The 20031-nt window shown below is 53.6% G+C and carries 21 protein-coding genes, 1 pseudogene and 1 riboswitch; of the genes and pseudogenes, 12 read left to right on the top strand and 10 right to left on the bottom strand.

The window, feature by feature from the left end:
• Positions 1-129: 129 nt before the first annotated feature.
• The 6 genes and pseudogenes from mgrB to rlmA all read left to right on the top strand — a co-directional run bounded on the left by mgrB (position 130) and on the right by rlmA (position 3502).
• Positions 130-273: a PhoP/PhoQ regulatory lipoprotein MgrB gene (gene mgrB / locus ACS0RQ_RS16560; protein WP_072039749.1), complete on the top strand. Its 144-nt coding sequence runs from the start codon at positions 130-132 to the stop codon at positions 271-273.
• A gap of 74 nt (positions 274-347) precedes the next feature.
• Complete coding sequence (locus tag ACS0RQ_RS16555) at positions 348-638, top strand: YebO family protein (protein ID WP_271850961.1); 291 nt, start codon at positions 348-350, stop codon at positions 636-638.
• Between the two features lie 21 nt (positions 639-659).
• Positions 660-1661, top strand: a complete 1002-nt coding sequence (locus ACS0RQ_RS16550; RefSeq protein WP_271850960.1) for an MBL fold metallo-hydrolase — start codon at positions 660-662, stop codon at positions 1659-1661.
• A gap of 506 nt (positions 1662-2167) precedes the next feature.
• Positions 2168-2312, top strand: a pseudogene (locus ACS0RQ_RS16545) (DUF2627 domain-containing protein).
• Between the two features lie 12 nt (positions 2313-2324).
• Positions 2325-2534, top strand: a complete 210-nt coding sequence (gene cspE / locus ACS0RQ_RS16540) for a transcription antiterminator/RNA stability regulator CspE (protein WP_001062678.1) — start codon at positions 2325-2327, stop codon at positions 2532-2534.
• Positions 2535-2686: 152 nt separating this feature from the next.
• Positions 2687-3502 (top strand): 23S rRNA (guanine(745)-N(1))-methyltransferase, encoded by an 816-nt coding sequence (rlmA, locus tag ACS0RQ_RS16535; protein WP_271850959.1) that lies wholly within the window; start codon positions 2687-2689, stop codon positions 3500-3502.
• Here rlmA and mntP read toward each other — a convergent pair.
• The 5 genes from mntP to manX all read right to left on the bottom strand — a co-directional run bounded on the left by mntP (position 3499) and on the right by manX (position 7644).
• Positions 3499-4065, bottom strand: a complete 567-nt coding sequence (gene mntP, locus ACS0RQ_RS16530; protein WP_193795762.1) for a manganese efflux pump MntP — start codon at positions 4063-4065, stop codon at positions 3499-3501. The genes rlmA and mntP overlap by 4 nt on opposite strands.
• A gap of 6 nt (positions 4066-4071) precedes the next feature.
• Positions 4072-4247: riboswitch (yybP-ykoY riboswitch) on the bottom strand.
• Between the two features lie 196 nt (positions 4248-4443).
• Positions 4444-4902: a DUF986 family protein gene (locus ACS0RQ_RS16525; protein ID WP_271850958.1), complete on the bottom strand. Its 459-nt coding sequence runs from the start codon at positions 4900-4902 to the stop codon at positions 4444-4446.
• A gap of 54 nt (positions 4903-4956) precedes the next feature.
• Complete coding sequence (locus ACS0RQ_RS16520; RefSeq protein WP_039079532.1) at positions 4957-5811, bottom strand: PTS mannose transporter subunit IID; 855 nt, start codon at positions 5809-5811, stop codon at positions 4957-4959.
• A gap of 12 nt (positions 5812-5823) precedes the next feature.
• A complete protein-coding gene (gene manY, locus ACS0RQ_RS16515; RefSeq protein WP_039079531.1) occupies positions 5824-6624 on the bottom strand; it encodes a PTS mannose transporter subunit IIC in 801 nt (266 codons plus the stop codon).
• A gap of 60 nt (positions 6625-6684) precedes the next feature.
• Complete coding sequence (manX, locus tag ACS0RQ_RS16510) at positions 6685-7644, bottom strand: PTS mannose transporter subunit IIAB (protein WP_039079530.1); 960 nt, start codon at positions 7642-7644, stop codon at positions 6685-6687.
• Positions 7645-8085: 441 nt separating this feature from the next.
• Between manX and yoaE the strand changes: the two genes are divergently transcribed.
• Positions 8086-9645 carry a CNNM family cation transport protein YoaE gene (yoaE, locus tag ACS0RQ_RS16505; protein WP_079496711.1) on the top strand — a complete coding sequence of 520 codons (1560 nt, stop codon included), beginning with the start codon at positions 8086-8088 and terminating at the stop codon, positions 9643-9645.
• Positions 9646-9650: 5 nt separating this feature from the next.
• Here yoaE and pdeD read toward each other — a convergent pair whose 3' ends face one another.
• The 4 genes from pdeD to pabB form a co-directional block, all read right to left on the bottom strand.
• Positions 9651-11243, bottom strand: coding sequence for a cyclic di-3',5'-guanosine monophosphate phosphodiesterase PdeD (pdeD, locus tag ACS0RQ_RS16500; protein ID WP_271850957.1), 1593 nt, complete (start codon positions 11241-11243; stop codon positions 9651-9653).
• A 133-nt stretch (positions 11244-11376) separates the two neighbouring features.
• Positions 11377-12741 (bottom strand): L-serine ammonia-lyase, encoded by a 1365-nt coding sequence (gene sdaA, locus ACS0RQ_RS16495; RefSeq protein WP_039079527.1) that lies wholly within the window; start codon positions 12739-12741, stop codon positions 11377-11379.
• 183 nt (positions 12742-12924) lie between these two features.
• Positions 12925-13503: a CoA pyrophosphatase gene (locus tag ACS0RQ_RS16490; protein ID WP_193795768.1), complete on the bottom strand. Its 579-nt coding sequence runs from the start codon at positions 13501-13503 to the stop codon at positions 12925-12927.
• Positions 13504-13506: 3 nt separating this feature from the next.
• Complete coding sequence (gene pabB, locus ACS0RQ_RS16485; protein WP_271850956.1) at positions 13507-14868, bottom strand: aminodeoxychorismate synthase component 1; 1362 nt, start codon at positions 14866-14868, stop codon at positions 13507-13509.
• A gap of 83 nt (positions 14869-14951) precedes the next feature.
• On the opposite strand from pabB, the gene ACS0RQ_RS16480 reads away from it, so the two are divergent.
• Positions 14952-15137, top strand: coding sequence for a YoaH family protein (locus tag ACS0RQ_RS16480; RefSeq protein WP_271850955.1), 186 nt, complete (start codon positions 14952-14954; stop codon positions 15135-15137).
• 22 nt (positions 15138-15159) lie between these two features.
• Positions 15160-16212 carry a hypothetical protein gene (locus ACS0RQ_RS16475; protein WP_499079219.1) on the top strand — a complete coding sequence of 351 codons (1053 nt, stop codon included), beginning with the start codon at positions 15160-15162 and terminating at the stop codon, positions 16210-16212.
• Positions 16213-16247: 35 nt separating this feature from the next.
• On the opposite strand, the gene ACS0RQ_RS16470 is transcribed toward ACS0RQ_RS16475, so the two are convergent.
• Positions 16248-16592, bottom strand: a complete 345-nt coding sequence (locus ACS0RQ_RS16470) for a RidA family protein (protein WP_039079523.1) — start codon at positions 16590-16592, stop codon at positions 16248-16250.
• A gap of 110 nt (positions 16593-16702) precedes the next feature.
• On the opposite strand from ACS0RQ_RS16470, the gene yoaA reads away from it, so the two are divergent.
• Genes yoaA through ACS0RQ_RS16455 form a run of 3 tightly spaced genes read left to right on the top strand, consistent with a single transcriptional unit; the run spans position 16703 to position 19988 of the window.
• A complete protein-coding gene (gene yoaA, locus ACS0RQ_RS16465) occupies positions 16703-18613 on the top strand; it encodes a DNA repair helicase YoaA (protein ID WP_271850953.1) in 1911 nt (636 codons plus the stop codon).
• Positions 18614-18672: 59 nt separating this feature from the next.
• A complete protein-coding gene (gene tsaB, locus ACS0RQ_RS16460) occupies positions 18673-19368 on the top strand; it encodes a tRNA (adenosine(37)-N6)-threonylcarbamoyltransferase complex dimerization subunit type 1 TsaB (protein ID WP_071195216.1) in 696 nt (231 codons plus the stop codon).
• A 38-nt stretch (positions 19369-19406) separates the two neighbouring features.
• On the top strand, positions 19407-19988 hold the full coding sequence (locus ACS0RQ_RS16455) for a Slp family lipoprotein (protein ID WP_107223342.1): 582 nt from the start codon (positions 19407-19409) through the stop codon (positions 19986-19988).
• The last annotated feature ends 43 nt before the right edge of the window (positions 19989-20031 follow it).

The following is a 20031-nucleotide window of genomic DNA, read 5'->3' as shown; positions in this document are numbered from 1 at the left end:
CAGGCTACCGTTTTGGCGGTATACCGCACACCCGAGCATTCCTAAAAACTCCGATTAGAGATACAGTTAGTCGCGGTTTAAGGAACTAATGCTAACCTGGTAACATAGAGTGGAGTATCGGAGAGTGGAGTGAAAAAGTTTAGATGGCTAATACTGATCGCCGTACTGGTGGTCTGCCTGTTGCTCTGGACTCAAATGCTAAATGTGATGTGCGACCAGGATGTTCAGTTTTTCAGCGGCATTTGCGTCATCAATAAATATATCCCCTGGTAGGGGCTTTTTTGTCGTTAATGATGTCCTTCCGTCTTGCCAGTGGTAAAATGTACCTCTTTGGTTGAGGTGGTAAAATGAACGAATTAATGAATTCAGGCGCGCTTAATATCGCGTCTTTTGTCGTTTCGGTGGTGGTGTTGCTGGTTGGGCTGGTGCTGTGGTTCTTTATCAATCGTGCAAGTTCGCGGACTAATGAGCAAATCGAATTGCTCGAAGCAGTGTTAGATCAGCAAAAACGTCAGACCGCATTGTTGCGTCGTCTGTGCGAATCGAACGAACCGGAAAAAGAGGTCGCTGCTCCGGCACAGGTTGTTGAGGAAGAAGGCAAAGACGACGAATTTATTCGTCTGGTAGCCGAGCGTTAATTTCGCAAGGTGAGGGGCTGTATGGCGCGTAAAAATCTCTGGTTTAATACCGTACTTCCTCACCATCGTCCCGACGGATTTACTAATCTCACGCCAGGTGGTCATGCGCCTGGCGATGTAAAGCGTTGGCGGCAGGAGCGCAAAGCCGCAGGACTACCCCGTCCACCCGCAGAGGGCTATGACAGTTTTACTGCGCAGTGGTGGCAGCATGCAGAAATTAAGGGCGACGATGACAGGGTCTGGTGGTTAGGCCACTCTTCAATTCTGTTGCGCCTGATGGGGCAGTATATTTTGACCGATCCGGTTTTCTCAGACCGGGCATCGCCACTACGTTTTGCCGGACCGCAGCGACGAACACCGCCTGCACTGACCATTTCCGAACTCCCTTCGCTCGACACTATCGTTATCTCGCACAATCACTACGATCACCTTGATGCCAGAACGATGCGCGCGCTTATCCAACGTTTTCCACACGTGACGATTTTTGTCCCCCTTGGGCTGGGAAACTGGTGCCGTCGTTTGGGGGCGAGCAATGTGACGGAACTGGACTGGTGGCAAAGCGTGGTATTCCAGGGGCTTGTGTATACGGCTGTGCCAGCTCAGCACTGGAGCATGCGCACCCCCTGGGATCGCAATAACGCCTTATGGTGTGGTTGGGTTGTGGAAAATAGTGCACATCGTTTCTGGTTTCCGGGAGACACGGGTTACTGCGAGGCGTTACTGACTATTCCACAACGGTTAGGGCCACTCAGCCTGGCAGCGCTCCCTATTGGTGCATACGCTCCTCGTTGGTTCATGGCCTACAACCATATGGATCCGCAACAGGCGGTAACGTTATGGCAGCAGTTGGGCAAACCGCTAACATTTCCTATTCACTGGGGTGTTTTTGAACTGGCGGATGAATCACTGGATGAGCCGCTGCGCGAGTTGCATAACGCATTAAGCGAAACGGCAGATGACATTACGAACTTCATGACGCTGAAAATTGGTCAGTCTTTTTCTTTGCAAAATACGGACGAGTAGCACTGGTACTAATTTATTATTTAGAAGAAGTTAAATATTTTTTATTTTTATCGAAACGTTTTTATTGCCTTTTAATGAGGCACTGTCATCAGACTTTCATTATTTTGGTGCACACTCCTGCTTAATTGCACAACAAATATTCGATGGTAAACCAACACATTTGATTAGTTACAAGAGGGGCGCATTTCAGACCTTCCTGATTAGCGAAAAATGGCATAGGTATGCGTTAATGCAGTTACTGATATAAGGTATGCCGTAATATTTTTATCCCCCCACGTGGACGAATGGAACTCATTGAGCTATGGTAAAAAAGATGGGTTATCAAACGGAGCCAGAACGCGGGCTGCCTGTCGTTATGAGGTTATCTTGTATGCATAAATGTGCATCGGTTGTATTGATAACCTTAGAATTTGTGCGACGGATCCAGGCCTTTTTAAAAATGGCTTGCCATAATTTACGTTGTGTGTGATAACACGTTTTGGGTCAAACGAGGTACAGTTCTGTTTATGTGTGGCATTTTCAGTAAAGAAGTCCTGAGTAAACACGTTATCGTTGAATACCGCTTCTCTGCCGAACCTTATATTAGTGCCTCAAGCAGTAATGTCTCAGTTTTATCTCAGTTAATGCCTACGGGCGAAGTATATACATTAAGGAATATTGCAAATGGCAAAGATTAAAGGTCAAGTTAAGTGGTTCAACGAGTCCAAAGGTTTTGGTTTCATTACTCCTGCTGATGGCAGCAAAGATGTGTTCGTACACTTCTCTGCAATCCAGGGTAACGGCTTCAAAACTCTGGCCGAAGGCCAGAACGTTGAGTTTGAAATTCAGGACGGCCAGAAAGGCCCGGCAGCTGTTAACGTAACTGCTATCTAATTTCAAAACCACTGGTACTTGAGACGCCACTGGCGTATCAATGTCAGCGAAAAGCCTCGCCATTGTGCGGGGCTTTTTAATTTCTGGCTTCGCATTCCCCGATGCGCCGAATGGCGGTAAACTTGCGTCCTTTAAAGAGTCCCGGAGTTGCCATGCCCTTCAGTTGCCCACTTTGTCACGCCCCCTTGACGCGTTCCGAACATAGCTTTTCCTGTCCACAACGCCATCAGTTCGACATCGCGAAAGAAGGGTACGTCAATTTACTGCCCGTGCAGCATAAGCGTTCGCGGGATCCGGGCGACAGTGCGGAAATGATGCAGGCGCGCCGTGCGTTTCTTGATGCCGGACACTACCAGCCGCTGCGCGATGCGATCGCTTTACAGCTACAGAAGCGCCTCCCTGCGCAGGCAGAGGTGATACTGGATATTGGCTGTGGGGAAGGGTACTACACTCAGTCCTTTGCTGAGGTCGCGCAGCGTAAAGAGGCACGGACGTTTGGCCTCGATGTGTCAAAAGCCGCCATTCGGGCAGCCGCGAAACGTTACCCGGAGGTGATGTTTTGCGTTGCCTCCAGCCATCGCCTGCCTTTCCAGAATGACAGCATTGACGCTGTCGTACGTATTTACGCGCCCTGCAAAGCAGAAGAACTGGTACGTGTGGTAAAACCGGGTGGATGGGTCATTACCGCAGCGCCTGGGCCACGCCACTTGATGGAGCTGAAAGGGTTAATTTACCGCGAAGTGCAGTTACATGCGCCTGATAATGGCGAGATAGAAGGGTTTCGCGTCGTAGAGCAGCAATCACTGAGTTATCAGATGGAATTAACCGGTGCCGAGGCCGTCGCGTTACTGCAAATGACGCCCTTTGCGTGGCGGGCAAAACCGGATGTCCGGGAGACACTGGCAGCGAAAGCGCGCTTTAGCTGTCAGACCGATTTTACCCTGCATTGTCTGCAGCGCGTCGATTAAGGCGCGAAGTGTGACCAGAGGATCTCAATACCGATCCCGATAAGAACGATACCGCCAAGAATTTCTGCCCGCTTGCCCAGCAGCGGGCCAATATACCGACCAATCATCATGCCGAGTGTGGACATCACCAGTGTGGCGCAACCAATCGCCAGCGCGGTCGTCAGAATATTCACCTGCAAGAATGCCAGACCCACCCCTACGGCCATCGCATCAAGACTGGTCGCAATCGCGGTAGTGACCAACAACCAGAAACCGTGGCGATGCGGCGCTTCCCCTGTGTCATCCGTCTCTGCGCGAAAACCTTCCAGCACCATTCTGCCGCCAAGGAACATCAGTAAGATGAAGGCAATCCAGTGATTCCACTCCAGCACAAACTGGCTGGCAAGCATCCCCAGACCCCAGCCAATAAGCGGCGTCAGCGTTTCAATGACGCCAAAAATCAGGCCAGTGCGGAGGGCTTCGGAGAATTTGGGTTTATGCAGGGTCGCCCCTTTACCGATTGATGCAGCGAAGGCATCCATCGACATGCCAAAGGCGAGAAGAATTGTGGCGGATAAATTCATGCGAGCGTCCTGACCGGGAGTTCCATATAACACACCACTGCCCCCAGTAAACAGCAGTTGATGTGTCAATGGTCTCGCCTGACTGGATAACTCTCAGTCCGTACGTGCCACGTTTTGCAACGAGTATGTTGACACGTACATTTCCAGTAAATGGAAATCGGCTACTCCCCAACGACGGGCGCAACATTAACATATTTTGAGAATATAAAACAACAACAGAGAATTATTAATCCATTTACCAGTTGATAACGATTAACATTTAGATTTATAGGTGAATATAACGTTAAAAAGATTAAGCACTTTCCCGATGGAAATATAGCAAAGGCTATAAGTGTGCTTATTTAATATACACTGGGGATGTGAGTGTTATCATTCAAGCTATTGAATTTTAATCATTAATTTATATATCTTTTCCAGGTCATCAATATTTTTCACCCGGATAAGTAAACGCCTTTGTTCTAATTGCATCACCAGCACGCCATCCTCAGATAAGTTCATCTCCTTAATTCGGTTATATTCTATCCATACGCTGGCAAAGAAAAATCCCCGCGATTTGAAGATGATCTTGGGTGTACGAATCCAAAAAAGATAAATGGCTAATAATGCCAGCGCGGATAATAACCATGTGGTTAATGGCGTACCGTTATTTGTGACATTGTTGTAAATAAGGATAACCAACAGGCCAACAAAAATAGCCGCATCAACACGGCTGCGACGCAGCAAGGGGAGGGCAAGCAGGGTATCGCCGTGACGGCGGGGCAGGATAAGTTCATCGTAAATGGCAAATGCCAGCAGGGCGGCGATAAACAACATCAGTATGCTGTCCGTGAGCGTCATGGTTCCTCCTGATGATAAAAAACCGGGGCAAGGCCCCGGTTATAACACAACGGATTACAGACCTAACAGGCCAACCGCATACCCTACGATCCCGATGACGAAGAAGCCAACGATGATCCACAGCGGGTTCACTTTCTTACGTAACAGCCACATACAGGCGAAAGTCAGCAGTAGCGGAACCAGGCCTGGCATCAACTGATCGAGGATGGTTTGCACTGTCGTGACGTTTTGTTTACCGGTCTGGTCGGTAATACGCGAGACCACCAGCGGAATGTTAACGTGTGTCCACTTATTAACCAGGGCCCCCATGACAAAGAGGCCGAGAATGGATGCCCCTTCGGTCAGTTTCTGCAGGAAACCGCCGCCCATATCCTGAACGATATCAATACCCTTACGATAACCATAGGCTACACCGTAATAGCGGGTTGCCAGGCGCACCAGGTTAAACAGGAAGAAGAACAACAGTGGCCCAAGCAGGCTGCCGCTCATGGCAATACCCGCACCGAGCGCTGCGAATACCGGACGTACGGTACCCCAGAAAATGGGGTCACCCACGCCCGCCAGCGGCCCCATCAGACCCACTTTGATACCGTTGATGGCACCATCGTCAATCTCTGCCCCGTTCGCACGCTGTTCTTCCATCGCCAGCGTTACACCCAGTACCGGCGCTGCAACATAAGGATGGGTATTAAAGAATTCCAGGTGACGCTTGATAGCTTGTTTACGCGCGTCGTTGTTCTCCGGATACAGGCGTCTGATAGCCGGTACCATCGAGAAGCAGAAACCCAGCGCCTGCATACGTTCGAAGTTCCATGAACCCTGAAACAGGTTAGAACGGATGAACACGCCACGAATATCACCCGGAGTGAGTTTTTTCTCAGTGGTAGTTTTAGTCGTCATATCAACCATTTCGCTCACCTGTTAGTCCAGTTCGTTATCGAGATCGTTATTACCAGCAGCCTGTGCAGGCCCGCCAGCAGAGCGGTTATATTTCGGGCTCAGTTGGATATAAAGGATGGCCATCACGGCACCAATCACACCCAGCGCAACGAGGTTGAAGTTAGTAAACGCCGCCGTCACGAAACCAAGGTAGAAGAACGGCATCAGGTAGCCTGCGCGCATCATATTGATAACCATCGCATAACCAACCACCACGATCATGCCGCCAGCGATGTTCAGACCACTGGTTACGACTTCCGGAATGGCGTTCAGCATACCCTGAACTTCACTGGTCCCGACGGAGATAGCAACGATAACGGCCGGGATAGCGATACGCATGGCCTGAAGGAACAGGGACGAGACATGGATCCAGGACAATGCCGTGAGGTTGCCGTTGTTTGCCGCCTTATCCGCCGCGTGCTGGAAGGCTACGGTGATGGTACGCACGATAATGGTCAGTACCTGGCCTGCTGCTGCCAGTGGGATAGCCAGCGCGATACCTGCGCCGATACTTTGATGACCCGCGATAACCAGGACGGTTGAGATAATAGAGGCGAGCGCGGCATCGGGCGCGACCGCCGCACCGATGTTCATCCAGCCCAGCGCAATCATCTCCAGGGTACCGCCGATGATAATACCGGTTTTCATATCCCCCAGGACGATACCCACCAGCGTACAGGCCACTAACGGACGGTGAAACTGAAATTCATCGAGTACCGATTCCATACCGGCAATACACGCGACGACGAACACCAGCACAATCTGAAGAGTGGTAATCTCCATTGTACTTCTCCTATGCTAAACAAACGTAAGTGTGAAACTGAGTCAACCAACCCGGCGCGGTTACTTCGCGACCTTATTGATCAAATCCATCATTTTCAGTTTCGGGTCGTTAGAAACTTTGCGAACTTCCAGCTCGATATTGCGTTCGTTGAGCTTTTTGAAGGCCGCAATGTCTTTTTCATCCACCGAAACCGCGTTGTTCACCTGAGTTTTCCCCTGCCGATAGGCCATACCGCCGATATTGACGGTGGTGATTTTCACACCCTCTTCAACAATGCGCAGTACGTCAGTTGGGTTGGTAAACAACAGCATCACCCGCTCACCCGCGTATTTCGGGTTGTTGTAAACACGGATCATCTTGGCTACGTCCACCACGTGCGCCGTCACCCCGGGAGGCGCAACCTGTGTGAGCAGCGTCTTACGTACGTTATCGGCTGCAACTTCATCACTGACGACGATAATGCGCGTCACGTTTGTTTCTTTGGTCCAGCGTGTTGCGACCTGACCATGGATCAAGCGGTCATCAATACGGGCAAGACCAATGACCATATAGTCATTCGGTCCCATCGGTTTTACTGGAGCCGCAGGTTTAGGGGGCGCAACGGGCGTCGGTTTTTCCACAGGTTTGGCTTTCAGCGCTTTCACGCCTTCGCGTCCTGTTTCCACCGCGACCGCCACCAGTTCATCAAAGGTTGGGTTGTCGTCTCGCGCCATCAGTGTTTCCACGAGCATAGGAATATTGACGCCAGCCACCACTTCATAATGCTCTTTATCGACGACAATGCGGCTGGCAGCATTGAACGGGCTACCACCCCATGTATCAACGAGAAATAGCACGCCCTGATGTGTATCGAGCTTTTCCAACTGCGCGTTGTATTTCTCGATTAACGTCTCGGCGTTTTCACCGGGAACGAAATCGATCCAACCGACGTTCTCTTGCTCGCCCAATAGCATTTCGGCGGTTTTGAGTAACTGTTCCGCAGCCCAACCATGTGTGCCTATCACAATAGCAATGGTCACTTGCTACCTCCTTCGTTTTTGTCGTTAACACATCATTAACTGATGCGTTCTGAATCTCTCTGACAGCCCGAATCGATTCAGACAGGGCTTAGAAAGAAAAAACTAAGACTTCCGGGAATTATTTTAGATAGTGAAAAAATAATTTATGTGATGAACATCCGTAATTTAGCTTTAGCGTACGGGAAATTTCGGAGCGAAAAATATCTCTCAAAATGCAAATTCAGGTAAATCTTTGCAAAACCCAAAGTCTCTCTGATATGTTTAACATCCGTTTAATTATCAGGAGTACAGGGCATCAGCCCGCTGTATGGACCGTCACCGACGCCAGTTCCCCCTTTGGCCTGTTTGCGCCAGCCATTCTTTAACCTTGAACCCCCTTGTTGTCATCATGCCTGCGCACACCTACGCGCGGACTTATCATGCCTTTAGCAGGAGCTTGCCATGGAATTCTTAATGGACCCCTCAATATGGGCGGGGTTGTTGACACTTGTCGTTCTGGAAATTGTTCTTGGTATTGATAACCTGGTTTTTATCGCCATCCTCGCCGATAAATTGCCGCCAAAGCAGCGAGATAAAGCGCGCCTGATTGGCCTCTCTCTGGCGCTGGTGATGCGTTTAGGCCTGTTGTCTCTGATCTCCTGGATGGTCACGCTGACAAAACCGCTCTTCTCCGTCATGGATTTCACCTTCTCTGGCCGTGATTTGATCATGCTGCTCGGGGGGATATTCCTGCTCTTTAAAGCGACGACCGAGCTACATGAAAGGCTGGAGAATCGTCAGCACGACGAAGGACAGGGTAAAGGATATGCCAGTTTCTGGGTGGTGGTGGTACAGATTGTTATTCTTGATGCCGTGTTCTCGCTTGATGCGGTGATCACAGCGGTCGGGATGGTGAACCATCTGCCGGTCATGATGGCAGCCGTGGTCATTGCCATGGCGGTGATGCTGCTGGCATCCAAACCGCTGACCCGCTTCGTCAACCAGCATCCCACGGTGGTGGTGCTCTGTCTGAGCTTCCTGCTGATGATTGGTCTGAGCCTGGTCGCGGAAGGTTTTGGTTTCCATATTCCGAAAGGCTACCTGTACGCGGCGATTGGTTTTTCAATCATTATCGAGCTGTTCAACCAGATTGCCCGTCGCAACTTTCTTCGTCATCAGTCAACGCTGCCGCTGCGTGCGCGTACCGCCGATGCGATTTTGCGGCTGATGGGCGGCAAACGTCAGGCCAGTCAGACGCAGGATACAGACAGTCAGTCGCCGGTATCGGTGCCGGAAGGCGCGTTTGCCGAAGAAGAACGTTACATGATCAATGGCGTGTTAACGCTGGCTTCCCGCTCGTTGCGTAGCATCATGACGCCGCGCGGTGAAATCAGTTGGGTCGACGCTAACCTGAGTGTGGAAGAGATCCGCCAGCAGCTTCTTTCCTCGCCGCACAGCCTGTTCCCGGTCTGTCGTGGTGAACTGGATGAGGTGCTGGGTATTGTTCGCGCCAAAGAGATGCTGGTGGCGCTGGAAGAGGGAACGGACGTTGCAGCCATGGCGTCGGCCTCGCCGGCGATCGTCGTGCCGGAAACGCTGGACCCGATAAAACTGCTGGCCGTATTGCGCCGTGCCCGTGGCAGCTTCGTTATCGTCACCAACGAATTTGGGGTGGTACAGGGACTGGTAACACCGCTGGATGTGCTGGAGGCGATTGCCGGTGAGTTCCCGGATGCTGACGAAACGCCGGAAATCGTCGCTGACGGCGATGGCTGGCTGGTTAAAGGCGCCACCGATTTGCATGCTCTGCAACATACTCTGGGCCTGGACACTTTGGTCAACGAAAACGAGGATATCGCCACCGTTGCGGGCCTGGTGATCGCCATTAATGGTCAGATCCCCCGTCCGGGCGACAAGCTGGAGCTTGCGCCGCTGCATATCAGCGTTATCGAAGCCAATGACTATCGTGTCGACCTGGTACGTGTTGTTAAAGAGCGACCGCTTCACGACGAAGAAGAGTAATTTCCCTATGGCATAAGCGGCATCATTAGCCCTTTACGCCGTGCTGGTGGGGAAGTCCAACCTGCCAGCCAACGCGGAAACTCTTTAATTGGCATGGGCTTCGCGTACAAAAATCCTTGCAATATATGCACCCCCCGTTGCCGCAGATGCTGCGCCTGACGGGGGTTTTCTACTCCTTCCGCCACCAGTTCAATATTCAGACGTTGCCCCAGGGCGATAATCATATCCGTCACCGTCGAGTTCACCGCATCCGTACCAATAGCCATGGTGAAGGACTTATCAATTTTTAATACATCCGGGCGCAGTCTCTCCAGCCATGACAGTGAACTGTTGCCCGTACCGAAATCGTCAATGGCGATTTTGGCCCCCCTGCGATGAAGCTCGCGCACCATACGGTAATCTACGTCATGCAGCGCATCACGCTCGGTAAGCTCTATGGTTAATTGTTGCACCGGGTTCGCGTGATACCACAGGCGATTAAGATCCTGGAGCAACATGCCATGGCGCAAGTGGCTCGGCGCGACATTGATACCAATCTGAAACGTACTGTCCGCCGGAAAAAGCCCAAGCTGGCGCTGGGTTTCCGCCATCACATAGCGTGTCAGTGGGGCGATTAAATTGTGCTGTTCGGCGATGGGAATAAAAACATCGGGAGGGATCCAGCCCTGACGAGGGTTGTTCCAGCGCAACAGTATTTCAACGCCGATGCAGGTGTTGTTGTTCGCCTCCAGGAGCGGCTGGCAAAATAGCTCAAATTCTCGTGCGGCAAGGCCCAGATTGATCTCGCCGGAAAAACTCATACGGCTGGCCGTGGCCAGCCAGGCAATATAACCAATCAGTAAACTCAGCAGCAGTCCCAGCGGTAATTGTGACGGCAAATGACGCCATGCCAGTGCGACTGCTCCCGGTCCGGTCACGCTGACGATAAAAGGAAAATGTTCTGATTCCTGTTGATAACGCTCTTCATTATTCAGCTCCGGCAGACGATTACTGACGCCGCTACCATAGGTCAGATGACGGTCATTCATGCTCAGGCTGGCGGAGGTAATCAAGGGCTCATCAGGTTCCAGCATTAAATTGGTCAGCAAATCGATATTAACAACCTCGATAATACCGCTCTGACCGTCGGTGGCGGCGGGATACCACATAATCATCACCGGGCTGTTTTTTAAAAGCGACTGATCGGTGGAAAGCATCATGACTGGTTTTGTCGACGGTAACGCGGGTTGCAGTTGCTTAATGGGCACATCCCGATAACCAAAAATGCTCGAGCAGTACAGAATCCCGTCTTTTATGAGCCCGATGTCACGCACGGTCTGCAAACTGGCGGCCTGAGTGCGCAATTGCAGGTGGGCATTGGCGCAAGATGTCCCAACGAGGGGCAGAATCACGTCACGTTTGTGTTCAAGGGGTAAGAGTAATTTATCGAATGATTCAACAGCATGTGCGGTGAAAGCGACAATTTTCTGCTGATTAACATTGCGCTCCGAAATAAAGAGAATAGCGAGAGTGGAAATGAGCGTCACAATTGCCAGGGCTACGCAAATTGCTAAGCGCTTGCGCAGATAGCTTTTAATAATTCTCTGTGCTGTTTGCATGCCGTGACCGCCTTAAAAGCCACTGGCCTGGAATTTCCGCCAGAACAAAGAAAGTGTAGTTGGGAAAGCGGGAATGCGATGAGAAAAGGCACAGAATTTAGCCCTTCCGTCGTAGAAGGGCTGGAAAAGAGTATTAGTCGCACTGAACCTTAATGGCGAGGCCGCCACGAGAGGTTTCGCGATACTTAGCGTTCATATCTTTGCCGGTCTCGTACATGGTTTCGATAACCTTATCCAGTGAGACTCGGGGGGCGCTGGTACGGCGCATGGCCATACGGGAGGCATTAATGGCTTTGACGGAGGCGATAGCATTACGCTCAATGCAGGGCACCTGTACCTGACCGGCTACCGGATCGCAGGTGAGGCCAAGGTTATGCTCCATGCCGATTTCCGCCGCTACGCACACCTGTTCCGGGCTGGCGCCCAGTAACTCCGCAAGGCCCGCCGCCGCCATTGAGCAGGCGACACCCACTTCACCCTGGCAACCCACTTCGGCACCGGAAATCGATGCGTTCATTTTGTACAGTGCGCCAATTGCGCCTGCGGCAAGGAAATAGCGGATATAAATGTCCGGGCTGACGGATTCGATAAAGTGGTCATAGTAAGCCAGCACTGCCGGGACAATACCACAGGCCCCGTTTGTTGGCGCTGTCACCACACGCCCACCGGCAGCGTTCTCTTCATTCACTGCCAGCGCGAACATATTGACCCAATCGATCACATTCATTGGATCACTGGATAATTTATCGCTGGCAACCAGCATACGGCGCAGCGCCGAGGCGCGACGCGGGACGCGCAATGGGCCAGGCAGCACGCCTTCTGTATTCATCCCGCGGTCGATACAGGCACGCATGGTCGCCCAGACATGACCAAAGTACGCTTCGATCTCCTGTCTGCTATGCAGCGCGAGTTCGTTTTGCATCACCATGCCAGAGAGTGACAGTCCGGTCTCTTTGCAATAATTCAGCATATCGCTGGCGGATTTGAACGGGTAGGGAACGGTCACTTCGTTGAGCACTTCTTTACCAAAATGCTCTTCATCGACAATAAAACCGCCACCGATGGAGTAATAGGTCTTGCTGTAGACTTCGCGCTCACCATTCCACGCGTGGATGCTCATGGCATTTTCGTGCAGCGGCAGGTTGTCGCTGTGAAAACGCATGCCGTTATCCTGCGGGAAATCGACTTCCCGGCGGCCCTGCGCCAGCAACAGGCGGCCCCGGTTTTCCACATCGCGAATAAACGCAGGGATGGAATCAATGTCTACCGTGGCTGGCTCATTGCCAGCCAGACCCATAATAATGGCGATATCGGTATGGTGGCCTTTACCTGTCAGCGACAGTGAGCCATAAACGTCCACCGCGACGCGGGTAACGCTTTCCAGTAATCCTTTTTCGACCAGGTCATCGACGAACTGTTTCCCGGCTTTCATCGGGCCAACAGTGTGGGAGGAAGAGGGACCAATACCCACCTTAAACATGTCGAATATACTAATCACATTAACACTCCTGACAGGGTTACCGGGGGTTCCAGTAACGATGTAATAACTGCGCATAGTGTAAGAGGGAAGCGTGCGGGCAGCTTAATTATTCACATGAATTAAACTAATGCCTAACCTCGATTTTACTAATAGCGCGCGGTCACATTCCGCTGTCTTAAAAATGCTTCATGTTAAGTATAGTCAAGGGCGAAGCCCCACCTGCAGCGCCAGCTCACGAATTATGCCCGCGGTCATGCCCCAGACAAAATAATGCTGATACCAGGAGAGCCAAACCCGGTGCGCATTGCCCTGACGATGAATGTCCAGTGGATGATAGCGCCCCAGGCGTAGCGCTTCGGCAAGCGGCATTTCAAACACCGAAGCCACCTCATCTTCGCTGGCATGGTAGTGCAGGTCAGGGGGAATGATCCCCACAACGGGCGTCACGCGAAATCCGGTGACGCTGTCAACCGGCGGTAGCACACCGATAACCTCGACGGAGTCGGGCGGGATGGCGACCTCTTCTTGCGCTTCGCGCAGGGCGGCGGCAATCAGCGAGGCATCGGTATCATCAACGGCACCACCGGGAAAGGCGACCTGACCGGCGTGTTTTCGTAATCGTGGCGAGCGCTGTGTTAACAGTAACCCTGGCTGCTCGCGCCGCACCACCGGCACCAGCACTGCCGCCTGCCGCGCATTTGCGGCGGTGGGGTGTAGCTGGGGGCGTAAAAGCTGAAAACGCGAGAGAAAATCATCCAGGGTTAAGTTTGGCTGCGCCACGGTTTAGCTCTCCAGTTGCTGCAAGATACGGTTAACTTTATCAAATGTTTCCTGATATTCAGCCTCTTCGTTGCTGTCCGCCACGATGCCGCCCCCCGCTGAGCAGAAGATTTGCCCCGCCCACGCCGTCAGGGTACGAATGGTGATGCTCGTATCCATGGCGCCGCAAAAACTGATGTACCCAATGCTGCCGCACCAGGCATTACGCCGTTGCGGTTCCAGTTCATCGATAATCGCCATGGCGCGAATTTTGGGCGCCCCGGTAATCGATCCACCCGGAAACGCGGCGCGTAGCACATCACTGGCATGCAATGTGGCAGGCAGCTTTGCTGTCACGGTACTGACCAGATGGTGAACCGCCGGAAAAGGCTCTACGGCAAACAGCGTCGGCACGCGCACGGAGCCAGGCACGGCAACCCGACCAATATCATTGCGCATCAGGTCGACAATCATCAGATTCTCGGCCCGGTCCTTCGTTGATGCGGCCAGTTTTTGCGCCTGTTGCGCATCGTCCCGGGCGTCAGGCAGGCGCGGGAGCGTGCCTTTAATGGGACGCGTCTCGATAACATCATCCCGAAGCTGAATAAACCGCTCCGGCGACAGGCTTAAAATCACACCCTCTTCCAGGCGCAAAAAAGCACTGAACGGAGCGCGGTTCGAGCGGTTCAGGTGGCAAAAAGCCTGCCATTCATCACCGACATAATGCGCCTGAAAGCGCTGTGCAAGATTCACCTGATAACAATCGCCGCTGTGCAGCCAGGCCTGTACCTGACGAAATTTCGCACCATATTCAGAGCGCGTCATATTTGCCTGCCAGGGGGAGGTCAGGCTAAACGGGACGACGGACGGCGGCGTTTGGGCGTTAAGCCAGGCCAGACGCATCTGCGGCTCCCGGTAGCTCAGCAGCGTGACATGCTGTTTATGGTGATCCACCACCACGGCCCAGTCATAAATTCCTATCGCCATATCCGGCAGCAAAATGTCTTTTTGCGCGAATGCGGGCAGTTTTTCAAAGCGACGCCCTAAATCGTAACCGAACAGTCCGAGTGCCCCGCCCTGAAACGGCAGAGCGCTGTTAGCCTGTGGGCGGATCCCAGCCTTGTCGATGGCCTGCTTCACCAGGCTAAACGGATCCTCTGTGGACCCGCGCGCGCCATCCGCGTCAGCGATGGTGGTCTGTTCACCCCGGGTGACAAGTGTTGAGAGAGGATCGGCGACCAGAATATCAAAACGGTTGCAGGCATGGTCCGCGTGACCAGAGTGCAGCATCATCGCCCACGGCAGATGATGTATCAGGGAAAAATAGTGCTCTGCGGCATCGGGATGCCACGGTAACGGTATGACAGTGGGGGAAAACGTCTTCATCAGTCCTGGCTCTTTACGCGATCGCTGGCGCATAGCCACGGCGCATGAAATAATTAGCGCGAATAATTTAGCAGGAGTTCACGATGTTTGCAGGTTTACCTTCCCTCAGCCACGAACAGCAGCAAAAAGCCGTCGAGCGTATTCAGGAATTAATGTCACAGGGCATTAGCAGCGGTCAGGCCATCTCGCAGGTGGCGGATGAATTACGCGCCACCCATAAGGGCGAACGTATTGTGGCGCGCTTTGAAGACGAAGATGAAGACGAGTAAACCCTGAGTGTGGAGGCGGTGAATGGAAAACGTGATGCCTGAGACAGTACCGGATGCGATCTTTGCGTTTATCACCGCGGCCGTTATCCCCGGCGACCTCACGCTTCCTTTCCACTACCCACAGCCAGAGCAATGGCACGCGTGGCATTGCGGTTTTCGCTGGCACGGCGTCACCGGGGAAAGCCTGGTGGCTGACACGCCCGGGATGTGGCAACCCGGCTGGTATTTGATAGCCCTTAATGGCCTGGACGATCCGTTCTTTATCGATTTGAACGAAGCGGCAGACGGCTACCCGGTCTATTACGCCGCACACGGCGCGGGCCGCTGGCAGGCAGAACGCATCTCGCCCGCTTTGCACGCCTTCCAGTCCCTTTTACGTCAGCTATGCCATGCCGATGAAGCGACCACGCTGGCGTTACTTGACGCGCATACCGAAGCGGACAGTCCATTCTGGCTTGAGCTTCGGGAAGCGCGCCAGGCAGACGATGGCGACGACGATAACGTCCCTGACGTATATCCGCAGGACTGGCAGGCGGGGCGTCTGCTCATTACCGATATTGGCCCGCAGAAACTCAAAGTGGTTCACGTCCTCAGAAAAGCGCTGAATTTACCGCTGGCTGATGCGCTGAGTTTTGTTGCCAGCCCGCCGATTTGTGTGGGTGAGGATTTTCGCCTGCGCTTGCGCCCACTGGAGCGCGAGTTACAGGCCACTGGCGCACGCGTTACCTTTGTGCCTGCGGGCCCGGTGCTGGAAACTCTGCGGTTAAATATGGCGCTTGGCATCGATGCGCTGATTGCCTGCGTGAAGGCCGGGCAGGGTAAATCGCTCTACTATGATGTGTATTCAACACACGACGGGGCTTTTCAGGCAGGCGATGCGCTTTATGTGGTTGCCAGCGATGACGCCGAAGCCGCGGCAGCGACGGGGCGATACCACCACTTTGCCTGTATGGGCGAGCATTTTCAGTCCGTCGTGGAACTGGCGATCCAGCAAAAGCCTGACGCCTGCGACAGTGAAATTATCCGCGCACTTAACCATTACCTGGAGTACGACGACTTTTTGGATATGGAATAAATTCCGGCGCGGGATGCGCGCCGGATTGCGTCCTGTCAGACGGCGGCAACAATTTTAATTTCGACTTTGTACTTCGGGTTCATCAACCCGGCCTGAACGGTGCAGCGTACAGGCGCATGACCGGCGACAACCCACGCGTCCCAGGCTTTGTTCATCGCCGCGAAATCACTTTTGTCCACCAGAAAGATTGTCGCATCCAGAATGCGCGTCTTATCGCTACCCTGTCTGGCCAGCACGGCGTCAATCTGCGCCAGGGTGTTGGCGGTTTGTTCAAATGCGTCGGCATCAAGGTTTTCCGGCACACCCGTGTAGTAGAGCGTCTGGTTATGGATAACCGCGTCTGACCAACGGGCGTCGGCATCAATGCGGGTAATGGTCATACTTTATTCCTCATGGTTTTCCTTATGATTGCGGGCAAGACTGCCACAGACTGGCGCAAAACCCAATGCCCTGACATAATCGCTGGCGATTTATCCAGTGTGGGGGCAGTGTGACGGACGATTTTGCAACAGACGGTCAATTGGCCAAAGCGATACCGGGTTTTAAACCCCGTGAACCACAACGTCAGATGGCCCATGCCGTCAGTGACGCAATTGCCCGCACACAGCCGCTGGTGGTAGAGGCGGGCACCGGGACCGGGAAAACCTATGCCTATCTGGCTCCGGCCTTGCGCGCTGGCAAAAAAGTGATCATCTCAACGGGATCCAAAGCCCTACAGGATCAGCTTTACAGCCGCGATTTACCCACGGTGGCAAACGCGCTCAAATTCACCGGCCATACCGCGTTGCTTAAAGGACGTTCAAACTACCTCTGTATTGAGCGACTGGAACAGCAGGCGCTGGCGGGGGGCGATCTGCCGGTGCAAACCCTCAGTGACGTCATTTTATTACGCTCCTGGTCAAATCAGACCAAAGATGGTGACATCAGCACCTGTGTCAGCGTGGCGGAAGACTCTGCCGTCTGGCCGCTGGTGACCAGCACCAATGACAACTGTCTGGGCAGCGACTGTCCGATGTACAAAGACTGCTTCGTGGTAAAAGCGCGCAAAAAAGCGATGGATGCCGATGTGGTGGTGGTCAACCATCACCTGTTCCTGGCAGACATGGTGGTGAAAGAGAGCGGTTTTGGCGAGCTTATCCCGCAAGCCGAAGTGATGATCTTCGATGAAGCGCATCAGCTTCCGGATATCGCCAGCCAGTATTTCGGCCAGTCTATCTCCAGCCGCCAGTTACTGGATTTAGCCAAAGATTTCACCATTGCCTACCGCACCGAGTTACGTGATACCCAGCAGTTGCAAAAATGCGCCGACAGGCTGGCGCAGAGCGCACAGGATTTCCGCCTGCAATTGGGTGAACCGGGATATCGCGGCAACCTGCGGGAACTGCTGGCCGATGCCCATATCCAGCGGGCGTTGCTGCTACTCGATGACGCGCTGGAACTCTGTTATGACGTGGCAAAACTGTCGCTTGGACGTTCGGCCCTCCTCGACGCGGCGTTTGAGCGCGCAACGTTGTACCGCGCACGGCTCAAACGGCTGAAAGAGATCAATCAGCCCGGTTTTAGTTACTGGTATGAGTGCACCTCGCGCCATTTTACCCTGGCGCTAACGCCACTCACCGTGGCGGACAAATTCAAAGAGGTGATGGCGCAGAAAAGCGGTAGCTGGATTTTTACCTCGGCGACGCTCTCGGTGAACGATGATTTGCACCACTTTACTGCACGGCTCGGCATCGAAGAAGCGCAAACGCTGCTGTTGCCAAGCCCGTTTGATTACGCCCGCCAGACACTGCTTTGTGTGCCACGAAACCTGCCGCAGGCAAATCAGCCAGGAGCGGCCCGTCAACTGGCGGCAATGCTCAAACCGATCATAGAAGCGAACAATGGTCGCTGCTTTATGCTCTGTACTTCCCACGCCATGATGCGTGATCTCGCTGAGCAGTTCCGCGCCACCATGACGTTGCCCGTTTTGCTCCAGGGAGAGACCAGCAAAGGGCAGTTGTTGCAGCAATTCATCACCGCGGGAAATGCCTTGCTGGTGGCGACCAGCAGTTTCTGGGAAGGGGTGGATGTGCGTGGCGACACGCTGTCGCTGGTCATTATCGACAAACTGCCGTTTACCTCGCCGGACGATCCGCTACTCAAAGCGCGGATGGAAGATTGCCGCCTGCGCGGTGGCGATCCGTTTGATGAAGTCCAGCTTCCGGATGCGGTGATTACCCTCAAACAGGGGGTTGGACGCCTGATTCGTGACGTTGATGACCGGGGCGTGCTGGTCATTTGCGATAACCGTCTGGTGATGCGCCCTTACGGCGCGGTGTTCCTCGCCAGCCTGCCGCCCGCACCGCGTACGCGGGATATTCGCCGCGCGGTTGCGTTTCTTGCGGCCTCGGTGGCGGAGTAATTTGGCGCAGACTGTGTTAATATGCGCGCCATTTTGTTTTACCGGGACTGCGATTACCCATGCGAATTCTGGCCATTGATACCGCCACAGAAGCCTGTTCCGTCGCGCTGAACAACGACGGAACCCTCTTTGCTCATTTCGAACTCTGCCCACGTGAACACACGCAACGTATTCTGCCGCTGGTGAAGGATGTTCTCACCGAGGGCGGCGTTGCGCTGTCTGAACTGGATGCGCTGGCCTTTGGCCGTGGTCCGGGGAGCTTTACCGGCGTGCGCATTGGTATTGGTATTGCGCAAGGGCTGGCGCTGGGCGCGGAGTTGCCGATGATTGGCGTCTCTACGCTTGCGACGATGGCAGAAGGCGCCTGGCGTAAATCGGGGGCCACCCGTGTGCTGGCCGCCATTGATGCCCGTATGGGCGAAGTCTACTGGGCGGAATATCAGCGTGACGCCGACGGCGTCTGGCACGGTGAAGAGACCGAAGCGGTCCTCAAACCGGACGCGGTGACCGCGCGCCTCAGCGCGCTCTCCGGCGAGTGGGCAACCGTCGGCACCGGCTGGCAAGCGTGGCCGGATATGGCAAAAGATACCGGCCTGACGCTGACAGACGGCGGCGTATCGTTGCCGGAAGCACAAGATATGCTGCCTATCGCGCACCATCAGCTTTCGCTGGGGCATACCGTTGCCGTTGAGCATGCCGAGCCGGTTTATTTGCGTAACGAAGTGGCCTGGAAGAAACTTCCGGGCCGGGAATGAATCTCAGTAATTACAAGGCTGAGTGAAGGAGTCGCATCATGGCGAGTCAAAAAAGAGGTATGCGCTGGTTACTGGTGGGTGTGGTCGCCGCAGCGTTAAGTGGGTGTGTTTCCGTGCCTGACGCGATCAAAGGAACCAGTCCGACGCCGCAGGATGATCTGGTGCGCGTGATGAATGCGCCAAATCTCTATATCGGTCAGGAAGCCCGTTTCGGCGGCAAAGTGGTGAAAATTGAGAATCAGCAAGGGAAAACCCGCCTTGAGATAGCCACCGTGCCGTTAGATGACGGGGCGAGACCGATCCTGGGCGCAACCTCTGTCGGGCGTATTATGGCCGACGTGAATGGCTTCCTCGACCCGGTAGACTTCCAGAACCAACTGGTGACCGTCGTCGGGCCGATTACCGGCATTTATGACGGTCAGGTGGGCGGCGCTGCCTATAAATTCGCGGTGATCCGTGCTGATGGCTATAAACGCTGGCATATCACAAAGCAGGTCGTACTGCCGCCGCAACCGATGGATCCGTGGATGATGGGGCCACACCCGTGGCATCGCGGGTACGGCGGTTGGGGCTGGTATAATCCCGGCCCCGCCTATGAACAGAGTGTTGTAACAGAGTAACGCTCTGTTCTGCATGAAAAACGAAACAGCGGCTGGTCCGCTG

The organism is Phytobacter diazotrophicus, from assembly GCF_052061655.1.
GTDB classification, from domain to species: Bacteria; Pseudomonadota; Gammaproteobacteria; order Enterobacterales; family Enterobacteriaceae; genus Phytobacter; species Phytobacter diazotrophicus.
This window is presented reverse-complemented; position numbering and strand designations above follow the sequence as displayed.

What these genes read in the sequence shown, in the direction of transcription:
- ACS0RQ_RS16475 (WP_499079219.1), top strand. Translation starts at nt 15,160, where the DNA reads ATGGAAAACGTGATGCCTGAGACAGTACCGGATGCGATCTTTGCGTTT.
- ACS0RQ_RS16550 (WP_271850960.1), top strand. Translation starts at nt 660, where the DNA reads ATGGCGCGTAAAAATCTCTGGTTTAATACCGTACTTCCTCACCATCGT.
- pdeD (WP_271850957.1), bottom strand. Translation starts at nt 11,243, where the DNA reads ATGCAAACAGCACAGAGAATTATTAAAAGCTATCTGCGCAAGCGCTTA.
- pabB (WP_271850956.1), bottom strand. Translation starts at nt 14,868, where the DNA reads ATGAAGACGTTTTCCCCCACTGTCATACCGTTACCGTGGCATCCCGAT.
- ACS0RQ_RS16455 (WP_107223342.1), top strand. Translation starts at nt 19,407, where the DNA reads ATGGCGAGTCAAAAAAGAGGTATGCGCTGGTTACTGGTGGGTGTGGTC.
- cspE (WP_001062678.1), top strand. Translation starts at nt 2,325, where the DNA reads ATGGCAAAGATTAAAGGTCAAGTTAAGTGGTTCAACGAGTCCAAAGGT.
- ACS0RQ_RS16470 (WP_039079523.1), bottom strand. Translation starts at nt 16,592, where the DNA reads ATGACCATTACCCGCATTGATGCCGACGCCCGTTGGTCAGACGCGGTT.
- manY (WP_039079531.1), bottom strand. Translation starts at nt 6,624, where the DNA reads ATGGAGATTACCACTCTTCAGATTGTGCTGGTGTTCGTCGTCGCGTGT.
- ACS0RQ_RS16525 (WP_271850958.1), bottom strand. Translation starts at nt 4,902, where the DNA reads ATGACGCTCACGGACAGCATACTGATGTTGTTTATCGCCGCCCTGCTG.
- tsaB (WP_071195216.1), top strand. Translation starts at nt 18,673, where the DNA reads ATGCGAATTCTGGCCATTGATACCGCCACAGAAGCCTGTTCCGTCGCG.
- ACS0RQ_RS16520 (WP_039079532.1), bottom strand. Translation starts at nt 5,811, where the DNA reads ATGGTTGATATGACGACTAAAACTACCACTGAGAAAAAACTCACTCCG.
- mntP (WP_193795762.1), bottom strand. Translation starts at nt 4,065, where the DNA reads ATGAATTTATCCGCCACAATTCTTCTCGCCTTTGGCATGTCGATGGAT.
- ACS0RQ_RS16555 (WP_271850961.1), top strand. Translation starts at nt 348, where the DNA reads ATGAACGAATTAATGAATTCAGGCGCGCTTAATATCGCGTCTTTTGTC.
- ACS0RQ_RS16480 (WP_271850955.1), top strand. Translation starts at nt 14,952, where the DNA reads ATGTTTGCAGGTTTACCTTCCCTCAGCCACGAACAGCAGCAAAAAGCC.
- rlmA (WP_271850959.1), top strand. Translation starts at nt 2,687, where the DNA reads ATGCCCTTCAGTTGCCCACTTTGTCACGCCCCCTTGACGCGTTCCGAA.
- yoaE (WP_079496711.1), top strand. Translation starts at nt 8,086, where the DNA reads ATGGAATTCTTAATGGACCCCTCAATATGGGCGGGGTTGTTGACACTT.